Source organism: Bradyrhizobium valentinum (genome assembly GCF_001440405.1).
Taxonomy (GTDB): Bacteria; Pseudomonadota; Alphaproteobacteria; order Rhizobiales; family Xanthobacteraceae; genus Bradyrhizobium; species Bradyrhizobium valentinum.
The window spans coordinates 1-18,031 of sequence record NZ_LLXX01000220.1 but is presented as its reverse complement, the minus strand read 5'-3'; the positions used below and the strand labels follow the sequence as shown (position 1 = coordinate 18,031).

General features: G+C 56.6%; 17 protein-coding genes and 1 pseudogene. 5 read left to right on the top strand and 13 right to left on the bottom strand.

The features are described 5' to 3' along the window. Window positions 1–5: 5 nt before the first annotated feature. The 9 genes from CP49_RS37880 to CP49_RS37840 all read right to left on the bottom strand — a co-directional run bounded on the left by CP49_RS37880 (window position 6) and on the right by CP49_RS37840 (window position 10,404). A complete protein-coding gene (locus tag CP49_RS37880) occupies window positions 6–1,223 on the bottom strand; it encodes a substrate-binding domain-containing protein (protein ID WP_057855195.1) in 1,218 nt (405 codons plus the stop codon). Window positions 1,224–1,379: 156 nt separating this feature from the next. Continuing rightward, the gene (locus CP49_RS37875) at window positions 1,380–2,198 is read right to left on the bottom strand and encodes an ABC transporter ATP-binding protein (protein WP_057855194.1); all 819 of its coding nucleotides are present in this window, start codon (window positions 2,196–2,198) and stop codon (window positions 1,380–1,382) included. Next, window positions 2,195–3,211 (bottom strand): branched-chain amino acid ABC transporter permease, encoded by a 1,017-nt coding sequence (locus tag CP49_RS37870; protein WP_057855193.1) that lies wholly within the window; start codon window positions 3,209–3,211, stop codon window positions 2,195–2,197. The genes CP49_RS37875 and CP49_RS37870 overlap by 4 nt, the downstream gene beginning before the upstream one ends. Before the next feature lie 4 nt (window positions 3,212–3,215). Continuing rightward, window positions 3,216–4,082 (bottom strand): branched-chain amino acid ABC transporter permease, encoded by an 867-nt coding sequence (locus CP49_RS37865; RefSeq protein ID WP_057855192.1) that lies wholly within the window; start codon window positions 4,080–4,082, stop codon window positions 3,216–3,218. 23 nt (window positions 4,083–4,105) lie between these two features. Continuing rightward, window positions 4,106–5,173, bottom strand: a complete 1,068-nt coding sequence (locus CP49_RS37860) for an ABC transporter substrate-binding protein (protein WP_197423349.1) — start codon at window positions 5,171–5,173, stop codon at window positions 4,106–4,108. A gap of 85 nt (window positions 5,174–5,258) precedes the next feature. Continuing rightward, a complete protein-coding gene (locus CP49_RS37855; protein WP_082646453.1) occupies window positions 5,259–6,017 on the bottom strand; it encodes an ABC transporter ATP-binding protein in 759 nt (252 codons plus the stop codon). A 35-nt stretch (window positions 6,018–6,052) separates the two neighbouring features. Continuing rightward, window positions 6,053–6,970 (bottom strand): bifunctional methylenetetrahydrofolate dehydrogenase/methenyltetrahydrofolate cyclohydrolase FolD, encoded by a 918-nt coding sequence (gene folD / locus CP49_RS37850; RefSeq protein ID WP_245311068.1) that lies wholly within the window; start codon window positions 6,968–6,970, stop codon window positions 6,053–6,055. Further along, on the bottom strand, window positions 6,967–7,905 hold the full coding sequence (purU, locus tag CP49_RS37845) for a formyltetrahydrofolate deformylase (protein WP_082646446.1): 939 nt from the start codon (window positions 7,903–7,905) through the stop codon (window positions 6,967–6,969). The genes folD and purU overlap by 4 nt, the downstream gene beginning before the upstream one ends. Before the next feature lie 15 nt (window positions 7,906–7,920). Continuing rightward, window positions 7,921–10,404, bottom strand: a complete 2,484-nt coding sequence (locus CP49_RS37840; RefSeq protein WP_082646445.1) for a GcvT family protein — start codon at window positions 10,402–10,404, stop codon at window positions 7,921–7,923. 297 nt (window positions 10,405–10,701) lie between these two features. On the opposite strand from CP49_RS37840, the gene CP49_RS37835 reads away from it, so the two are divergent. Continuing rightward, on the top strand, window positions 10,702–11,262 hold the full coding sequence (locus CP49_RS37835; protein ID WP_245311067.1) for a helix-turn-helix domain-containing protein: 561 nt from the start codon (window positions 10,702–10,704) through the stop codon (window positions 11,260–11,262). A gap of 35 nt (window positions 11,263–11,297) precedes the next feature. Here the strand turns inward: CP49_RS37835 and CP49_RS37830 are convergent, their stop codons facing one another. Then, the gene (locus CP49_RS37830; RefSeq protein WP_057855189.1) at window positions 11,298–12,185 is read right to left on the bottom strand and encodes a LysR family transcriptional regulator; all 888 of its coding nucleotides are present in this window, start codon (window positions 12,183–12,185) and stop codon (window positions 11,298–11,300) included. Window positions 12,186–12,289: 104 nt separating this feature from the next. Between CP49_RS37830 and CP49_RS37825 the strand changes: the two genes are divergently transcribed. Continuing rightward, window positions 12,290–13,789 (top strand): CoA-acylating methylmalonate-semialdehyde dehydrogenase, encoded by a 1,500-nt coding sequence (locus CP49_RS37825; protein ID WP_057855188.1) that lies wholly within the window; start codon window positions 12,290–12,292, stop codon window positions 13,787–13,789. 469 nt (window positions 13,790–14,258) lie between these two features. Here the strand turns inward: CP49_RS37825 and ald are convergent, their stop codons facing one another. Continuing rightward, the gene (ald, locus tag CP49_RS37820; RefSeq protein WP_057855187.1) at window positions 14,259–15,371 is read right to left on the bottom strand and encodes an alanine dehydrogenase; all 1,113 of its coding nucleotides are present in this window, start codon (window positions 15,369–15,371) and stop codon (window positions 14,259–14,261) included. A gap of 132 nt (window positions 15,372–15,503) precedes the next feature. Here ald and CP49_RS37815 point away from each other — a divergent pair, with 132 nt between their 5' ends. The 3 genes from CP49_RS37815 (at window position 15,504) to CP49_RS48350 (ending at window position 17,164) form a co-directional block, all read left to right on the top strand. Next, window positions 15,504–15,995 carry an Lrp/AsnC family transcriptional regulator gene (locus CP49_RS37815; RefSeq protein ID WP_057855186.1) on the top strand — a complete coding sequence of 164 codons (492 nt, stop codon included), beginning with the start codon at window positions 15,504–15,506 and terminating at the stop codon, window positions 15,993–15,995. Between the two features lie 250 nt (window positions 15,996–16,245). Beyond that, complete coding sequence (locus CP49_RS48355; protein ID WP_245311066.1) at window positions 16,246–16,677, top strand: LysR family transcriptional regulator; 432 nt, start codon at window positions 16,246–16,248, stop codon at window positions 16,675–16,677. Window positions 16,678–16,687: 10 nt separating this feature from the next. Continuing rightward, on the top strand, window positions 16,688–17,164 hold the full coding sequence (locus CP49_RS48350; protein WP_245311065.1) for a LysR substrate-binding domain-containing protein: 477 nt from the start codon (window positions 16,688–16,690) through the stop codon (window positions 17,162–17,164). On the opposite strand, the gene CP49_RS37805 is transcribed toward CP49_RS48350, so the two are convergent. Both CP49_RS37805 and CP49_RS37800 read right to left on the bottom strand, forming a co-directional pair. Further along, the gene (locus tag CP49_RS37805) at window positions 17,128–17,385 is read right to left on the bottom strand and encodes a DUF2274 domain-containing protein (protein WP_057855185.1); all 258 of its coding nucleotides are present in this window, start codon (window positions 17,383–17,385) and stop codon (window positions 17,128–17,130) included. The genes CP49_RS48350 and CP49_RS37805 overlap by 37 nt on opposite strands. Beyond that, window positions 17,382–17,738, bottom strand: a pseudogene (locus CP49_RS37800) (TraB/TrbI/VirB10 family type IV secretion system protein); the annotation flags it as partial. The gene CP49_RS37805 and the pseudogene CP49_RS37800, both read right to left, overlap by 4 nt. Between the last annotated feature and the right edge of the window lie 293 nt (window positions 17,739–18,031).

Sequence of the window (18,031 nt, the reverse complement as noted above, 5' to 3'; positions counted from 1 at the left end):
ATGGCCTATTTGCTCTTGGCGATTGAGTTCAGCACGGAGTTCAACTCGTCACCACCAAATGCCTTGATCAGCTTGGGCACAGCCCATTCGACGCCCGGCACCGTGGTGTAAGTCACGCCATAGAAATCATGGAGTGCCTGATGATTTTCCTTGCGGATGGTGAGTTGGCCGGTCGAACCCTCGAACGACATACCTTCGAAGGCAGCGACCAGTTTTTCGGAGTCCGAACCTCCTGACTTGATGACGGCATTGACGATGGCCAGGGCTGCGTCAAATGCGAACGCCGTTCCAACGTCGGGCGGAGAATTGAATCGCTTCTTGTGCTCGGCGACGAGCCATTCATTTTCGATGTTCTTGATGACTTCGTAGTAATAGGGGGTCACGCCCATCAGGTTAGGAATGCCCTTGTACGCGGCCATTCCCTGAAGCGGAGCAGCGGTCGTCGCTAGTTCGATTCCATAGCGAGCGGGATCCATCGCGTTGATCTTTGCGATCGGGCTGGTGCCGACCCAATTGACCCACAAGATCTTCTTGCCTGGGCGGTCCTTAAGCGCATCAAAGACGCGCTGCGCGACCCCAGTGAAGTCGGTGGTATTGATAGGCAGAAACTCTTCGGCCACGACGGTTGCGCCGGCTTTTGTCGCCGCCGATTTAAAGACCTGCGCGCTCTCGCGACCGAAAACATAGTCTTGAGCGAGCACTGCGACGAAAGTGTCTTTCCGGGCTAGAAGCGAGGCCGAGGCTACAGCTTCCTGCCCAACGGTTCGGCCCGTGCGAACCACATACCTGTTCCACTTGTCACCAGTGATGCTGTCGGCGCCGGCGACGTCGACGACGAGAGGCTTCTTGAGCTCCTCAGCAACGGGCATCATGGCCAGGGTGGTTGCAGATGAGGTGCTTCCGACCGCTATGTCGGCCTTATCGTCCTGAAAGGATTCTTCGATCAGCGCACGTGCCCGATCGGGCTTCAACTGGTCATCCTTTTGGATCACCACGATTGGTCGGCCATTCACCTTCATCGTGCCCTGCGTCGCATACTCTAGGCCGAGCTGCAGACCAATCTGGGCTTGCTTGGCGTAAACCTCGAAAGCGCCTGTGGTGCTCGTGATCAAAGCGATCTTGAAATCTTCGGCGAAGGCTGCCGACGAAACGCACCAAATCGCGGTCAAGAGGAATACGGATGATCGCGCAGTGCGCACACAACGTTTCGTGATGCCAGTCATCAAAAATCCTCCCCATTCTTGTCTACGGAGAGCTAAATCTCCTATCATAATTTTGTCAATATGAAATTTTGTCAGGAATTTTCACGAACCGCTTGTTTTGTGCCAGGAGAACGCGTCCGTTTCGCAGGAGAAAGCCGCCCCGGCAACCAGACGGTGTTAGACCAACTGTTCGGATCTAAGAGCTCTGCGAGATCGCTGTCCGTCCTTTGGACTTCCAAGGTAAGCGGCAATTACATTCGGATCAGTAGCAATCTGATCGGGACTTCCGTCTGCAATAACCGATCCGTAGTTCATGACGGTTATCCGTTCACACAACCCCATGACGAATTTCATATCGTGCTCTACCAAGACAATCGTCAATCCCTGCCGGACCTGATTGCGCAAGAGGTCGCCAACTGTAGCCGTTTCGACGGGGTTTAAGCCCGACGTGACTTCGTCAAGCAGCAGAAGGCTGGGCTCGGTCGCCAACGCACGAGCGATCTCGACGAGACGGCGGTCACCGTAGGACAAGTCCGCTACCGGCGCGTCCTCTTTCGCCAGGAGACCGACGATCTCCAGAAATTCTCTCGCCGCAGAAACGGTTTTCGCTTCTTCCCTCCGCTTTCTGCCGATCGAGAACATGCTTCCCCATAGACCGACCGAGTTGTGGAGATGCCGCCCTGTTGCGACGACATCTAACACGGTCATTTCGTCAAAGAGTTTTGGGGTCTGAAAAGTGCGGCAGACACCGGAAGCCACCCGGGCCTCGGGGGCCATATGTGTGATCGCTTCGCCTCTGAAGCAGATCTCGCCGGTGCTTACGGTGGTGAGACCCGATATCAGATCGAAAGCAGTGCTTTTTCCAGCCCCGTTGGGTCCAATGAGGCCATGTATGCTTGCCTCCTTCACGTCCATCGATAGTTTATTGACAGCCACAAGGCCGCCGAAGCGCCGCGTCACCTCGCGCAACGTCAGGATAACCTCAGGAGATCTCATCTTGCATGAATCCTCTTTCTGCGGCTCAAGGCAGCACCGGCACCCGCTATGCCCTTAGGCAGCAAGATCATCGAAGCAACCAGCAGAACTCCGAACGCAAGCATCTTATACTGCGCAAAGTCCCGTAAATATTCTGGAGCAACGATCAGGACGGCCGCTCCGATGATCGCGCCAGGAAGCGATCCTAGGCCGCCCACGGTTATCATGATCAGACATGTGAGCGACTCGTACCAGGTGAAACTTTCGGGGCTTAGAAAGCGCATGAGATGTGGCAGATATGCGCCTGCTATCCCGGCGATCGCGCAACCGAGTGTGATCACGATCATTCGATAGCGTGGCACGGGAATACCGACGCTTCGAGCCGCCGCTTCGTTCTGGCCGATCGCGCGGAAGGCACGACCGATTTTTCCGTGGCTAAGGCGAACGAGCAACCCATAAATGAGTGTGAGCGTTAGCGCTTCACATACGAACAGGCCAGTGCGCGTTTCGACCTGGAAACCAATGATGCTGATCACAGGAATTCCACGGACTCCGGCGCTACCGCCTGTCAGAGCAGTCCAGTTGGAAAGAATCTGATGGACGACGATGCCAAAGCCGAACGTCGCAATCTTGAAATAAACACCCGAAAGCCTAATCAACTGCGCCATCAGCAATCCGGCGGCAGCTGCCGTTAGCCCAGCAGCGGCGAGTGTCACGAGAAACGGCAGACCAAGAGTTTTTTGGAGAAGAACGGAAGTGTAAGCTCCGATTCCCATGAAAGCCGCGTGCCCGAGGGACAGTTGCCCTGCGAGCCCGACCATAGTCTGTAAGCCGAGCGCAGAAATCGCGTAAATCGCAACGGCCAAGCCGAGGTAGAGATAGAAGCCACCGAGGCTCAAGGGCACAGACCAAAGAATGCTCACGATGACTGCAAAGACAATCCAGTCATTTCGATTCTGGCTTGTCGCGCTCGCGAAATCATTTTGCTGAGATAGCGACTCCTTTGCCGTTCTTAACAAGACAGCCTCTTGCACGTGCCTAGCCCCTTTTTCCCATTAGTCCGGTCGGTTTTACGAGCAGGATGCCGATCATGAGGAGGAAGGCTAAGCTGTCCTGGTACTCAGATGAAACGAGTTGACCTCCCAGCGTTTCACCAATGCCAATCACAAGGCCACCGATCACGGATCCCGGGATGCTGCCCAACGAGCCCAACACAGCCGCGGCGAACGCTTTAATTCCGAGCATTCCCATGTCGGCAGACACGAAGGTAATTGGCGCATAGAGAACGCCGGCCGCAGCACCGATACCCGAGGCCAACGCAAAGGAAGCCGCAGATGCAAATCTGCGATTCACTCCCATGATAGACGCAGTTTGAGCATCGTCAGCTGCCGCACGGAGGGCCAAACCGAGCCATGTCCGAGTGAAGAGGAGGTGAAGCCCAACGATCAACACCACCATCGTCAATCCGATGAGAGGATAGACTGCTGGTACAGGATACTGCCCGACCCTGATCGTCTCGTGCGTAAGAGGGATAGGATAGACCCGCGGATTTGCTCCCCAGATTAGCCTGGCGCCATTGCTGAGAACGATGCCAATTCCCAGCGTGAGGAGCACGAGGTAAGTCTGGCTCGCTCCACGCTGAATGGCGGGCCAGAGTGCGCTTTGCGCGATGACGTACCCTAAGGAGGCCGTGAGCGCGGCCGCAAATGGGACAACGAGCCAAAACGGAAGAGCAGGAGCACTGATGATGATCGAATAACCGACGAAAGCCCCAACCATCATCAAGTCGCCTTGGGCAAAATTCACCAAGCCCATGGCGCGGTAGACCATGCTGAATCCAACGGCCACGAGGCTGTAGATGCAACCGACTGCCAGTCCGCTTAACAGCTGAAGCGAGAGATTCATGGTGGAACGCGCCTCGAACGGCTTTACTTGAGCAATGTATCGAGCTTGACCTTGCCGTCGACGAGTTCGGCCATGGGCAAAGGCCGTTGAGCGTCACCGTTTGACAGTATTGTGATCGGGCCTGTTGCGCCCTGAAATGCCTTGGTGTTGAAGATTTCGTCGCGGATTGTCTGCTTGGAAATCCCGCCCTTTGCGGCCGCCCGCTTCATTGCGTCGGCAAGGACATACATCGCATCATAGCCCATGCCTTCATATTGAGTTGGCGTTCTATGATAGCGTTCATTCCATTTTTGAACGAATTTCTTCCCGGCGTCCGTTTCGATGGAGCCCGCCAGATAATAGAGCAGGCCATAAGTCCCCTCGGCCGAAGGCCCGGCTATTTCACGATATTGGTCTATGCCAATCGCGCTTCCAACATAGAAGGGAAACTTGATCTGCATTTCTGCCATTTGTTTCGCCATTAGACCAGCTTCGGTGTAGTACCCCCAGAGCACGATATAGTCGGGCTTTGCCGATGCCACGGTCGCCAACGTTGGCCTAAACTCGCGGGACGTGGGTTCGTAAGCAATCTTTCCCTTGAGCTCGAGTCCGATTTCCTTGGCTTTCTTCTCGAATGCGTCAGCCAGCGGGATTCCGAAGTTATCGTTTCGGACGAGGAGATACACGCTCTTTGCTCCCTTATCCTTTTTGAGCCACTCTGCAGTGCGCTCGGCCCAAGTGGTTGACGATTGCGCTATTCGCGCGAACCAGGGATTGTTCGCCAGCGTCAGGGCACTGTCCACGGCAAGTGGAGAGAGTTGTGGCACTTTCGCCTCTTTGGTGACCTCAATCGCCGCGGCTGTGCCGGCACTCGTGGAGCCACCGACCACCGCCACCACGTCGTCAATGTCGATCATGCGCTGAACGGCCTGCGCGGCCACGCCAGGGCTTGCGGTGTCATCGGCCGGTATGAGCTTTATTTTGTCCGAACCCAAATATCCGGCATTGATTTCTTCAAGTGCTAATTGCGCACCAGCAAGACTTTCGGACCCGTAGGCCGCCGCCGGGCCAGACAATGGTCCGAAGAAGCCGACCGGAAAGTCCTTGGCCATGGCCGAAGACGCGAATGAGAGAAGAAGAGTTGCGAATATCCCAATACGAGCGAGTACCATCTTCCAATCCTCCAAATGCAACATGTTAGACGCCAAGATAGCTTCGTTGGATCTCTGGATCGCTCTCAAGCGAGGCAGCGAGCCCCGATCGGACGATTGAGCCGCGCTCCAGAACGTATGCACGATCGGCCACATCAAGCGCCGCTGCTGCATTCTGCTCCACAAGAAGGATGGTCATGCCCTCCTTCGCGAACCGGTTGATCGTGTCGAAGATCAATTCGATCAGCAAAGGCGCAAGCCCCATGGATGGTTCGTCCAATAGAAGGAGCCTAGGCTGTGCCATCATGGCCCGCGCCATGGCGACCATTTGCTGCTCGCCGCCAGACAGCGTTCCGGCAAGTTGATCACGACGTTCCGCCAACCGAGGGAAGAGATCGTAGACGCGTTCGAAGTGCCAAGACGGCCCGAAGCCAGTTCGACGAGAATAGGCGCCCATCGCGAGATTTTCCGCGACGGTCAGATTGGAGAAAACTCGCCGGCCTTCCGGCACAACAGCTATTCCGGCAGCAACGATACCGCTCGGCTTCAGACCGAGAAGAGACTTACCATCGAACGTCACCTGCCCGGCGTTGACAGGGAGCAAGCCGCAGAGTGCATTGATCAGCGTTGTCTTTCCGGCGCCGTTGCGGCCTAAAAGGCAAACCACTTCGCCCGCGCTAACATCAAGCGACACGCCGTGAAGAACATCGACCCCAGCGACGTAGGAAACTCGAATTCCGGACACGGCCAGGAGTTTTGGTTCGTCGATCGTTATGCTTGCGGGCGATAAGTGGGAAGCGTTCATTAGCAGGGCCCCCATCCGCTAGTTGGGATAATTGGTCACGAGTTACCGATAGGCGAAGAGACGCCGTGCCGGCGACAGGCGGCGTCGATTGTATTTCTGAGAAGACAAGCGATCGTCATGGGGCCTACCCCACCCGGGACTGGGGTAAGCGCGCCGGCCACGGCACGCGCGCCTGCAAAGTCCACGTCGCCGATCAATTTCTGACGCCCCTCGTGCTCGGCTCGATTGATCCCGACGTCGATCACAATTGCGCCGGGCTTGATCCAGTCACCACGAATGAGCTCGGGCTGGCCGACGGCAGCTACAAGAATATCCGCGCGGCGACACAGCGAAGGAAGATCCTCAGTCCTGGAGTGCGCGACTGTGACTGTGCAATTTTCTCGAAGTAGAAGTTGTGCGAGCGGTTTACCGACGATGTTGGAACGTCCAACGATGACGGCATTCAGTCCAGCGAGCTGACTGCGAACTCCCTTAATCAGCAGCATACAGCCAAGCGGAGTACAGGGGACTAGCGCCCCCCCGCCGAGCGAGAGCTTGCCTACATTCATCGGATGAAAACCGTCTACGTCCTTCGCCGGATCGATGGCCGCGGTCACTTTCTGCGCATCGATATGGGAAGGTAGCGGCAACTGGACGAGGATGCCGTCCACATCGTGAGCGGAATTTAGCCGATCGATCAACGACAACAGATCTGTTTCGCTCGTCGTGCTTGGCAGTTCGTGATGAAACGAACGCAAACCAGCTTCAACAGAACGGCGAATCTTGTTGCGGACATACACCGAACTCGCCGGATCGTTGCCAACAAGGACTACGGCCAATCCGGGTGTAAGCCCCCTCTCCACAAGGTTCTCAACTGCACTTCGCAGCTCAGAATGGAGCCCTGCCGCAACCGCGGCACCATCGATGAGAGTGGCCTCACTAGTGTGAGTGCCCATCGTGTCCTGGACGTTCATCGAAAGATCACCGTGCGATCGCCATTCATGAGTATTCTATTTTCGGCATGCAGCTTGACGGCCCGCGCCAGGACAGCGGCCTCGACATCTCTTCCGATCGCCGAAAGATCGTCTGGCGTCAGGGAGTGATCCACACGGAGCACATCTTGTTCAATGATTGGACCTTCATCCAAATCTGCTGTGACGTAGTGGGCTGTTGCCCCAATCAACTTGACCCCTCGTGAGTGAGCCTGATGATAGGGCCGGGCTCCTTTGAAACTCGGCAGGAAGGAATGGTGTATATTTATGATCCTGCCGGACATCTTTTGACAAACATTGTCCGACAAGACTTGCATGTACCGCGCCAAGACAATGAGGTCGATCCGCTCCTGCTCAACCAATTCGAAAAGCTTTGCCTCCTGCGCGGGCTTCGTATCAGCGGTGATAGGCATATGATGAAAAGGAAGGTCATAGGAAGCAGCGAGCCGGTAGAAGTCCCGGTGATTGGAGACGATCAACGGGATTTCGACGGAAAGGGTCCCGGTTGCGTACCGGAACAGCAGGTCGTTCAGACAATGCCCCGCCTTCGACACCATGATCAGGAGACGAGGCTTCGACTTGCAGTCATGAAATTCCCAGGTCATGCCGAATGAAGTGCTGACTTCCGAGAATTCCGCCTGCAGATCCGTCAGCAGGACGCCAGGCGCATCAAACGACACGCGCATGAAAAGCCTTCCAACGCTACGGTCCGAGAATTGAGCACTGTCACGGATATTGCACCCGTGCGTGGCGAGAAAGCCTGATACGGCGTGCACAATCCCAATTCGGTCCGGACAGGAGAATGTCAGAATGAAATCGGGACGCAGGGAGCGATCTTTGGAAGACCTGTCGACAACTGACGTTTGCGTTTCGGCATGAATGGGTCGAGGCTCGAATACGACGCTTGTTTCGGTCATGACAATTGTACTCTTCTACGAGGCCGCGGCTGAGACGAGAGCATCCGCCCCGACATCCTTTACGCGACTGTTGTTGGGATCATAAAATGGACGCAGTGAAGCGCGTGCGGGTATGCGCACGCCGGCGACCTCGACTTCGAAGTTTCCGGTCTGGAGAAAGGTTGCATCGATCATGCCGTTTGAGTTATCGATGAATCCCAAGCCCAAGCAGGTGCCGACTGTATGTCCGAACATGCCGGACGTGATGCGGCCAACGAGCCGGCCGTCGTGCCATATCGGCTCGTTGTGGTAGATCAACACGTTCGGATCGTTCAGCGCGAGGTGGATCATTTTTCGCCGGGGCCCTGCGTCCCTCTGGCGTAGCAGTGCATCTCGTCCGATGAAGCCTTGCGGCTTCGACCACGCCACCGCAAAGCCAAGACCTGATTCCAGTGGGGTGTCCTCGTCGGTGACGTCGTGCCCCCAATGACGATACCCCTTCTCCATTCGCAGAGAATTCATGGCATGATAGCCAGCCAGACGCATATCTGATGCCGCGCCTTCTTCGACGAGGCAATCATAGACGCCCTGAACAAACTCGGTAGGGATGTACAATTCCCATCCGAGTTCGCCGACATAAGTAATGCGGCTTGCCCTGACTTTGGCGTAGCCGAGGTCAATGACTTGGGAGGTTGCGAAGGGAAATGCTGAGTTGGAGAGGTCCGCATCCGTAAGCTTGCTCAGGAGATCCCTGGATTTCGGACCCATGACGCCCAGCACGGCGTAGGCGGAGCTTACGTCGATCGCGATTGCTCGAGATCCTTCGGGAATGTGACGGCTCAACCAGGCAAAGTCCCTGACTTGCGTCGCCGCCGCCGTTACGATGAGGAATCGCTTCAAACCTTGGCGCGTGACGGTAAGATCCGCTTCAATACCGCCTCGTTCATTGAGCCATTGCGTATAGACGATACGGCCGACCGGCACCGAAACGTTATTCGAACATATCCTGTTCAGGATGGATTCTGCATCGTCCCCTTCAAGGATGAATTTCGCGAAGGACGATTGATCGAACAATCCAACACTTTCCCGTACTGCCCGATGTTCTGCGGCTGAGAGTTCGAACCAATTCTGACGACCGTAACTATATTCGTATTTTGCCTCTCGTCCCTTCGGCGCGAACCAGTTCGGCCGTTCCCAGCCCGCGACCTCTCCAAAACAAGCTCCTTGCGCAAGCAAGCGATCGTGGAGAGCCGAGCGGCGAACCCCTCTTGCCGTATCGGGCTGTCGGAACGGCCAATGCATGGCGTACAAGAGACCGAGAGCTTCGACGGTGCGGTCCTTTAAGTATCGTCGATTCGACTGGAACGGCATGACGCGCCGCACATCAACGTCCCAAAGGTCCATCGGCGGATGACCGTCGACAATCCAGTCGGCCAGGACTTTGCCTGCTCCACCCGCCGACCGAATACCGATCGAGTTGAAGCCAGCGGCCACGAATAGATTCCGCACTTCCGGCGTCTCGCCCAGCATGTAGCGGTCGTCGGGCGTGAAGCTTTCGGGACCGTTGAAAAACAACTGGATCCCGGTTTTTGCCAGTATCGGCACACGACGAATTGCCCCTTCGAGCAAGGGCTCAATATGCTCGAGGTCATCTGGCAGAGTGTCGAATTCAAAGCTTTCCGGAATTCCCTGCATACCCCACGGCTTTGCGATCGGCTCGAACCAACCAACCAGCAGCTTGCCGGCGTCTTCCTTGAAGTAAGTACAGGCATCGCCGTCACGCAGTACGGGAAGATGCTTTCTGATTTCAGGCACCGGCTCAGTCACGATGTAGAAATGTTCGGCGGCGTGAAGAGGGACAGTCGTGCCGGCTTTTGCGCCAAGCTCCCTCGCCCACATGCCAGCGCAATTGACGACGAATTCAGCTGTTATTTCAACGTCCTTTGTTCGCACGCCCGTGGCACGGCCATTTTCGATGAGAATGTCGGTAACCGCGATATTTTCAAATATCTTCGCCCCACGACCCCTCGCTCCCCTTGCTAGAGCTTGCGTCGTATCCACCGGGTTTGTCTGCCCGTCTTTCGGAAGGTGCACCGCGCCAATGAGGTCCTCGGTCGCCATCAAAGGCCAAAGATCACCCGCCTCCTTTGCAGACATGACGTTGACTTCCAACCCGAAACATCGTGCCATCGAGGCTCCACGCCGGAGCTCTTCAAAACGCTCATGGTTGTTCGCGATTGCGAGCGATCCAACCTGTCGGTATCCGGTATTTTGACCCGTTTCGCGCTCGAGCTCAGAGTAAAGCTCTGTCGTGTATTGAGCTAATCGTGTGAGATTGTGAGTTGCACCAAGCTGCCCAACGAGACCCGCAGCGTGCCAAGTGGTGCCGGACGTAAGCTGCTTTCGTTCGAGCAAAACAACGTCCCTCCAACCGCGAAGGGTCAGATGGTAGGCCAGACTGCAGCCCATGATTCCGCCGCCAATGATGACGACTTGAGCCGACTTGGGAAGTTCCGTCACACCCGATCTCCGATCCAACGGTGAAATTCTGGCAGATTTTTTCACCTATGTGAACGAATTTTTTCACAACGGGGGTGTTTTTTTTTCAAAATTGTGCCAGCTATAAAGAATCGAGCGCTCTGGGCAACCGAGCGCGCCTAGGTTGCGAGACGTTGGCTTCTGATGTGGTCCCGGTGCACTCCGTCGATCATCGAGAGGACTTTCGTGCTAGCGTTATTTTGAAGGTCGAAGAAGTCGATGGGTATTAGGTCGATACGCGCGGCTGACGAATGGGCGGCCACAGAGTCGGGATCCAGCATGGACCCTGAAGCCGCCGTGGGCGGGCAGATCCGTGAATTGCGCAAAATCAAGAAGTTGACCTTGACTCAGCTTGCCCAGGCAGCAGGAATCTCGATCGGCTATTTGAGTCAAATTGAGCGAAATCAATCCAAGCTGCCAATCGGAGTTTTGAAGAAGCTCAGCGACGTTCTCGGCGTCCATATGAATTGGTTCTTCAATGGAAACTTGCAGGCTGCCTCCGATGAAAGGGACGTCATCGTTCGTAAAGCGCATCGCCGACGCCTGACATTTACCGGGCTAGGCATCGCTGAAGAGCTTCTGTCTCCCAATCTCGCCGGTCCTCTCGAACTCCTTCTGAGCACAATCGAACCAGGCGCTGATAGCGGGGAGTACAGCCATGATGGCAATGAAGCGGGCATTCTGATTGCAGGTCGATTGGACTTATGGGTTGACGGAAAGCGCTTTCAGCTTGAGGAGGGTGATAGCTTTTCGTTCAGCAGCACCTCGCAACACCGTTGCGCAAATCCAGGAAAGGTGCCTGCAAAGGTGGTTTGGGTGATTACTCCGCCGCATTACTAGTGAGTATCTTTTATTCGATTGGGCAGCGAAATCGGTCAATCCATCTCGAGGTCGATCCTCGCGGCCTTGACTGAAGTCGTGATGAAGCGGCGTACCTCCTGAACACGACGGGTCTCGTGCGTGTCGGAATGCGAAGTCAGCCAGTAGCTTCGCACGAATCGCACTTTGGGGAGCAGGCGCTGTAGTTCGGGATAATTTCGGGCCGCGTAATCATGCAAAATGCCGATTCCGTGGCCGCTTCGCACGGCCTCTATTTGGGCAACGACGCTGCCGCATTCGTAGCGACGCGACATCAGGCGGCCAAGAGCCGAGGCATAGTCCAGCGCCCGGCTGTATACGAAGTCCTCCACGTGCGTGACGAACAGCCGTCCCGCCAGATCAGATTGACTTTTGATTTCGCCTTCACGCGACAAATAGCTCTGCGCCGCATAGACGCTCAACGTATAGTCAGTCAATTTTGAAACGATTAGCCGTCCTTGCTTTGGCTCGTCCAGAGTGATTGCAATATCCGCCTCGCGCCGCGACAATGAAAACGTGCGGGGAAGCGGAACGAGCTGAATGACAAGACCAGGGTGTCTGGCAGCTAGCGCTCCGAGCCGGCTAGCCAAAAAATAGTTTCCCAGTCCGTCCGGCGCCCCGACGCGCACGGTGCCAGTAATCGCTTCGGTAGCACCGCCGATGCTTGCGCCGACTTTGAGAAGCTCACTCTCGGCGCGTTCTGCAGCCGCAACCAGGGCCTCACCTGCCAGTGTGAGCGTGCAACCTGAGACGTGGCGCTCGAGCAGCTTGGCGTTGAGACCTTTCTCCAACGCGGTAAGTTGACGGGCGACCGTCGCATGGTTGAGCCGCAACCGCTTTGACGCCTTCAGGATCTGCCCAGCACGCGCGACTTCCAGGAATATCCGAACCCGTTCCCAATCCATTGACTACACTTTCTGCACAACGGAGCCGCGAACACGGCGATTGATGTGCAGATTCATGCGCTTCATATCGGTCGGGATCAAGCATCCGACAGAGGAGCGCAACGATGTCCGCGACCATTCCGAACTTCATCAACGGCCAAGTATTCCAGGGTCGAGGCAGCAGGACCTCGCCCGTTTTCAACCCCGCGAGCGGCGAACAGTCCGGAACGCTGGGCTTAGCTTCGGCCGAAGACGTAAGCGCTGCAGTGGTTGCGGCAAGAGAGGCCTTTCCGGCGTGGGCTAGCACGCCTCCGGTTCGGCGCGCGCGCATTCTCAACCGCTTCTTGCGAATCCTTGAAGACCGGATCGATGAACTCGCCCAAGTGATCACTGCCGAACATGGCAAGGTTCCGTCAGACGCGAAAGGAGAGATTCAGCGGGGAATGGAAGTGGTGGAGTTTGCGACCGGCGCGCCCGAACTCCTCAAAGGTGAAATCACCGAAAATGTCGGCACCCGCGTCGATTCCCATTCGCTGCGGCAACCGCTCGGGGTCGTCGCCGGCATCACCCCATTCAATTTTCCTGCAATGGTTCCGATGTGGATGTTTCCCGTCGCGCTCGCCTGCGGAAACACCTTCGTTCTCAAGCCCTCCGAGCGCGCCCCATCGGCCTCGCTTATCCTAGCCAGGTGGCTCAAAGAGGCAGGTCTCCCCCCCGGAGTGTTCAACGTCGTCCAAGGCGATAAGGAGGCGGTTGATGCACTTCTCACACACGCTGACGTCTCGGCTGTGAGTTTTGTCGGTTCGACGCCAATCGCACGCTATATCTACGAGACGGCAACGCGTCACGGCAAACGCTGCCAGGCACTCGGTGGCGCCAAGAACCACATGATCATAATGCCCGACGCCAATATGGACCTGGCAGTTGATGCACTGATGGGGGCAGCTTACGGTTCGGCGGGCGAGCGCTGCATGGCTATTTCGGTTGCTGTCCCTATTGGCGATGCCACCGCGCAAGAACTCATCCAAAAACTGGCACCGAAGGTTCGCGCATTGATCATTGGCCCCGGCACCGATCCCAGCGCAGAAATGGGGCCGCTCGTGACGAAACAACACCTTGACAAGGTTCGCGCCTACGTCAACGCCGGCGTTGCCGAGGGTGCAGAACTCGTTGTTGATGGGCGCGATTTTAAGCGACAAGGGTACGAGAACGGTTACTTTATTGGGGGGACCCTCTTCGACCGAGTGACAACGGAAATGCAAGTCTATCGAGAGGAGATCTTCGGCCCTGTGCTCGCGGTGGCCCGCGCTGGCTCGTATGACGAGGCGGCCGACATGATAAACAAGCACGAGTTCGGCAACGGCACCGCAATATTCACCAGAGACGGCGATGCGGCACGAGAATTCGCTCACCAGATTCAGGTCGGAATGGTGGGCATAAACGTTCCCATTCCCGTTCCGATGGCATTTCATTCGTTCGGAGGGTGGAAGGCTTCTCTTTTCGGAGATCACCACATGCACGGCCCCGAAGGAGTGCGATTCTACACCAGACTGAAAACAATCACGACGCGATGGCCAACGGGCATCCGGAGCGGCGCAGAATTCGTGATGCCGACGATGAGCTGATCCATAGGATCGCCGGTTTGATCCTGTCGTCGACTCCCACTTATATCCAGTCCAGACAGCCATAGCACGTAGCCCCGAGTTGCAGGGTGAACGCGATCCACCGAAGTGTTCCAGTCGTTGTACGACTTCGAGAAGTAAGCAAATCCTTCAGCCGCAGTTCCTCCTGCAGGGCCGGCCGGGTATTGCTAGCCATTCGGATTGCGTTCCGCGCAAACGCTCCATCGTGCTCACGCACAGCGCGGGAGCGCAGGTCGTCCTTGATTCCCCTCGGCACGAGTTTGAGTTCACTGGGAATTTCCCTCAATGTCGAGGGCGGGCGTGTCCCCAGCACACGGACTCAGTTTCTTTCGGTTCGACCAGAGATTCTAAGACAGCTGAAATCGTGAATTTAGTTACCAAAAAAAGGGCCACTCCTTTCGGAGTGGCCCGCCAAGTCAGGGAGGAAACGTCCCCAGAGGGACCTCTGTGATCAGGCCGCCGCCTGTTCGATCGGTGCAAATGGGAGGCCGAGGCTCTCAGCAACAGCCCTATAGGTGAGCCGGCCCCGATAGACATTGAGACCTGCGCGCAGATGCGGATCTTCGAGCGCTGCTGCGAGCCCCCTATTGGCAAGAGCCAAACCAAACGGCAGTGTCGCATTGTTCAGCGCATGGCTCGAAGTCAGTGGAACGGCTCCCGGCATATTGGCGACACAGTAGTGAATCACCCCGTCCACCTCATACGTTGGATCAGCGTGCGTGGTCGGACGTGATGTCTCGAAACAGCCGCCTTGATCAATCGCAACGTCGACAATCACCGAGCCCTTACGCATTGAACTCAACATGCTACGGGTGACGATTTTTGGCGCGCTCGCACCCGGCACAAGTACGGCGCCGATGACAACGTCCGCTGCAAAGACCTCCTCCTCGACGGCTTCGATCGTCGAGAATCTGGTTCGAACACGGCCTTCGAATAGTTCATCCAATTTGCGAAGCCTAGGAATAGAGCGGTCGAGGATTGTAATCTCGGCACCTAAGCCCGCCGCCATCCGGGCCGCATGGGTACCGACAACGCCACCTCCGACCACCGCTATCCTAGCCGGCTGGACACCGGGAACACCACCGATCAGCAGCCCTCGCCCCCCAGCGTATCGCTTCAGGGCAGCACCGGCCGCTTCGATCGCAAGCCTGCCAGCGACCTCGCTCATCGGCGCTAGCAGTGGAAGACCGCCACGCGCATCAGACACGGTTTCATAGGCGACAGCGGTGCAGCCAGATTTCATAAGGCCTTTTGCTTGCTCTGGATCAGGCGCAAGATGAAGATAGGTGAAGAGGATCTGGTTCTCTCGTAGGAGGGCCCACTCGGAGGGCTGGGGCTCCTTTATCTTCACGATCATCTCGCTCGATACAAACACCTCGTGAGCTGAGCCCACAATAGCCGCGCCAGCTTTGCGGTAGTCCTGATCTGCCGCGCCGATGCCGACGCCGGCATCGGTTTCGATCACCACAGTGTGGCCAGCGGCTACATATTCACGAACTGCTCCAGGGGTGAGGCCGACGCGATACTCATGCGTCTTGATTTCCTTTGGAACACCGACTTTCATCTCTACCCTCCGATCTGCAAGATCTCCTTTTAGCCGGAAGAGCAGTTTGATTTTCTGCAAACTTGCGAAGCTGGAACGAAAAGGTGCAGAACTTTAACCGTTTTTGGCACTACCACGCAGGATTCCAAACAAATGGATGCCGACAGAATCGACCTAACAATTCTCGCTGAGCTCAGCACGAATGCACGGATCAGCCAGACTGAACTATCCAATCGAATGGGTTTGTCTAGCACTGCAATCGCGCGACGTCAGCGTACGCTAGAAGATGAAGGCTACATCACCGGATATCAGGCGACGCTTGACCTCACTCGGTTCGGCCTCAACACAACGGTGCTGGTGAGAGTCACGCTGGACAGCCAAAGTGACGATGCATTGAAACTATTCGAAACTGGTATCGTCAAATGCCCATCGGTCGTCCGTTGCTTCCTAATGTCTGGAAGCGACGACTATCTTCTCATAGTGCTGGCTCGTGATATTGAAGATTTCGAACGAATCCACCGTACTGAACTCTCTTGCCTCCCACGAGTTTCACGCATTCAGTCAAACTTTGCCATACGTGAGATCGTCAGTCGCGCAGTGCCTCCGGCTATCTTCGGAAACCCGGTGCGCTACGCAGGCAGATAACCTGCCCTGACAACCAGTTTGACGTAAGCAATAAGACCGGCAATTGTTGCGTCCGATTTGCCAGCGGCCGTTTGCGAGTATCAAGGAATGCAACTTGAGGATGGCGATTACCACGGGTACGTTTGTTTTGTTCTGTTTTTCTTATTTTTCGATGCCGCGGAGACTCGGAGGTGCTGAAGCGGCGCAAGCCAATCGAATGACAGATTCAACAGGACACTTGGTCACATGCAACTCGCCATAGGGTTTCGACGTGCCGTTGGAATTTCGAGATCTACGCTGGGCGATCGCCGCATCCCAGCATCGGAGCCTTCGTCAGGCGGCAGAGACGCTCAGAATTAAGCAGTCGACGCTGAGTCGCTGCTTGCGAAGCCTCGAACACACATTGGGCAGCAGACTCTTCGAACGCACAAGAGGCGGCACGCAACCGACCATCGAAGGCCAGGAATTCCTCGATGCTGCCCGGCGATTCGTGGATGAGACAGAAGCAATCACGATTCGTGTCAAAAGCCGCTCGCGAGGTGAAAGCGGTCGATTGACGATCGGCGTCCAAGCCTCATATTCAGCCGGCAATTTTCGGGCCACCCTCCTCGACCACCGGCACCGTTTCCCCGATGTCGATGCACGTATGGTCGACGGATCGAGCGACTATCTGATCTCCGACCTCGCCAGTTTCCGCGATTGACGTCGCCTTTATGGCCGAACCAGCTCCAAGCTGGACCGACAGGAGCCTGTTGCTTTGGAGCGAACGCGTCGTCGTTGCTCTCCCCAAGAGCCATCCGCTGACAGGGCGCGATGTGGTACACTGGGGCGAACTAAGGGAGGAAGCGCTCTTGCTAACACCGCGCGGCCCGGGACCGGAACTCGTCAAGCTCCTCGTCAGCAAATTGGGGAATTCCGATCCGTGCCGGCTGCTTCATCATGATGTAGCGCTTGACCGGCTTCTCACCTTGGTCGGTGCGGAATGGGGCGTCCTACTGACACTGGAAGGTGCGACCGGCGCAGCCTATGAGGAAGTCACCTTCCGCGAGGTGCATGATGCCGAGGGACCAACGCGTTTAAGTTTCCGCGCTTACTGGCGTCAGACCAACAGCAATCCATCTCTGCGTCCGTTTCTCGACCTTCTCCGTGAACGCTATCCGGATTTTTCCGCTGAGCCGGGGACCGACTGAGCAGCATTTCTGCGAGCCTTCGCAAAAGCACGGTCGGTCGCCATGAAGCGCTCGATCATCGGCGCGATCAATTTGGCAGGCTCCGTCGGCATCGTCGCGCCTCCGCTACGCGTCAGTATCTCGGCATAGCTTTTCAGATCCCTGAAGACGACCGCCGGCAGTTCGATGGTGAGCTTTACCGGCTTGTCGTCTTCGAGCGGCCCAAGCTTGAGCTTCGTCATGGTCTTCCTCCCTTCGGTGCCAGTACTAGGTCGCGCGTGACGATGACGCGGACCGGGAAACCTGGCCGGATGGTCAACGTCGATTGGATATTGAGGTGGCGTTGCACGATCTGCTGTCCGGTCTGGCTGATGCTGTTGGACGCGCCGCTGCGAATCGCTTGAACGAGATTGTTCTCGTCCTGGCTCGTGCCCGCCTCGGCTCCGACGCTGAGCATGGTCGAGAGAACGGCGGCCTTGAACAGCATGCCCCAATGGTTGTCGACCTCGTCCTCGAGCCCGGCATAACCACCGGTGTCGGCTCCGGGCTGGCGCTCCAGCACGATCGAATTGCCGTCCGGCATGATGATGCGGGTCCCCGCCGTGATTGTCGAGATTTCAACACGATAGGCAGGGCCTGAGCTCCGCTCAGGCGCTATGGCTGGCGCGCTGTCGATCGGAACACTCGAGTTAACGGGGTGTTCTCCTCCGGAAAAGTCGCGTGGTGTCCGACTGCGAGAAGAGCGATCGAGCGATCATGGCAACGACTCCCACGGCTCGCTTAAGATGCGCCTATGGAGAACGCGACCGAGATCAATTCAACTATAAAGGCAATCGCGCCGACCGTATCGGCTTCGGCCGGACGTGGTTTTTGCGCGCGATATACCGT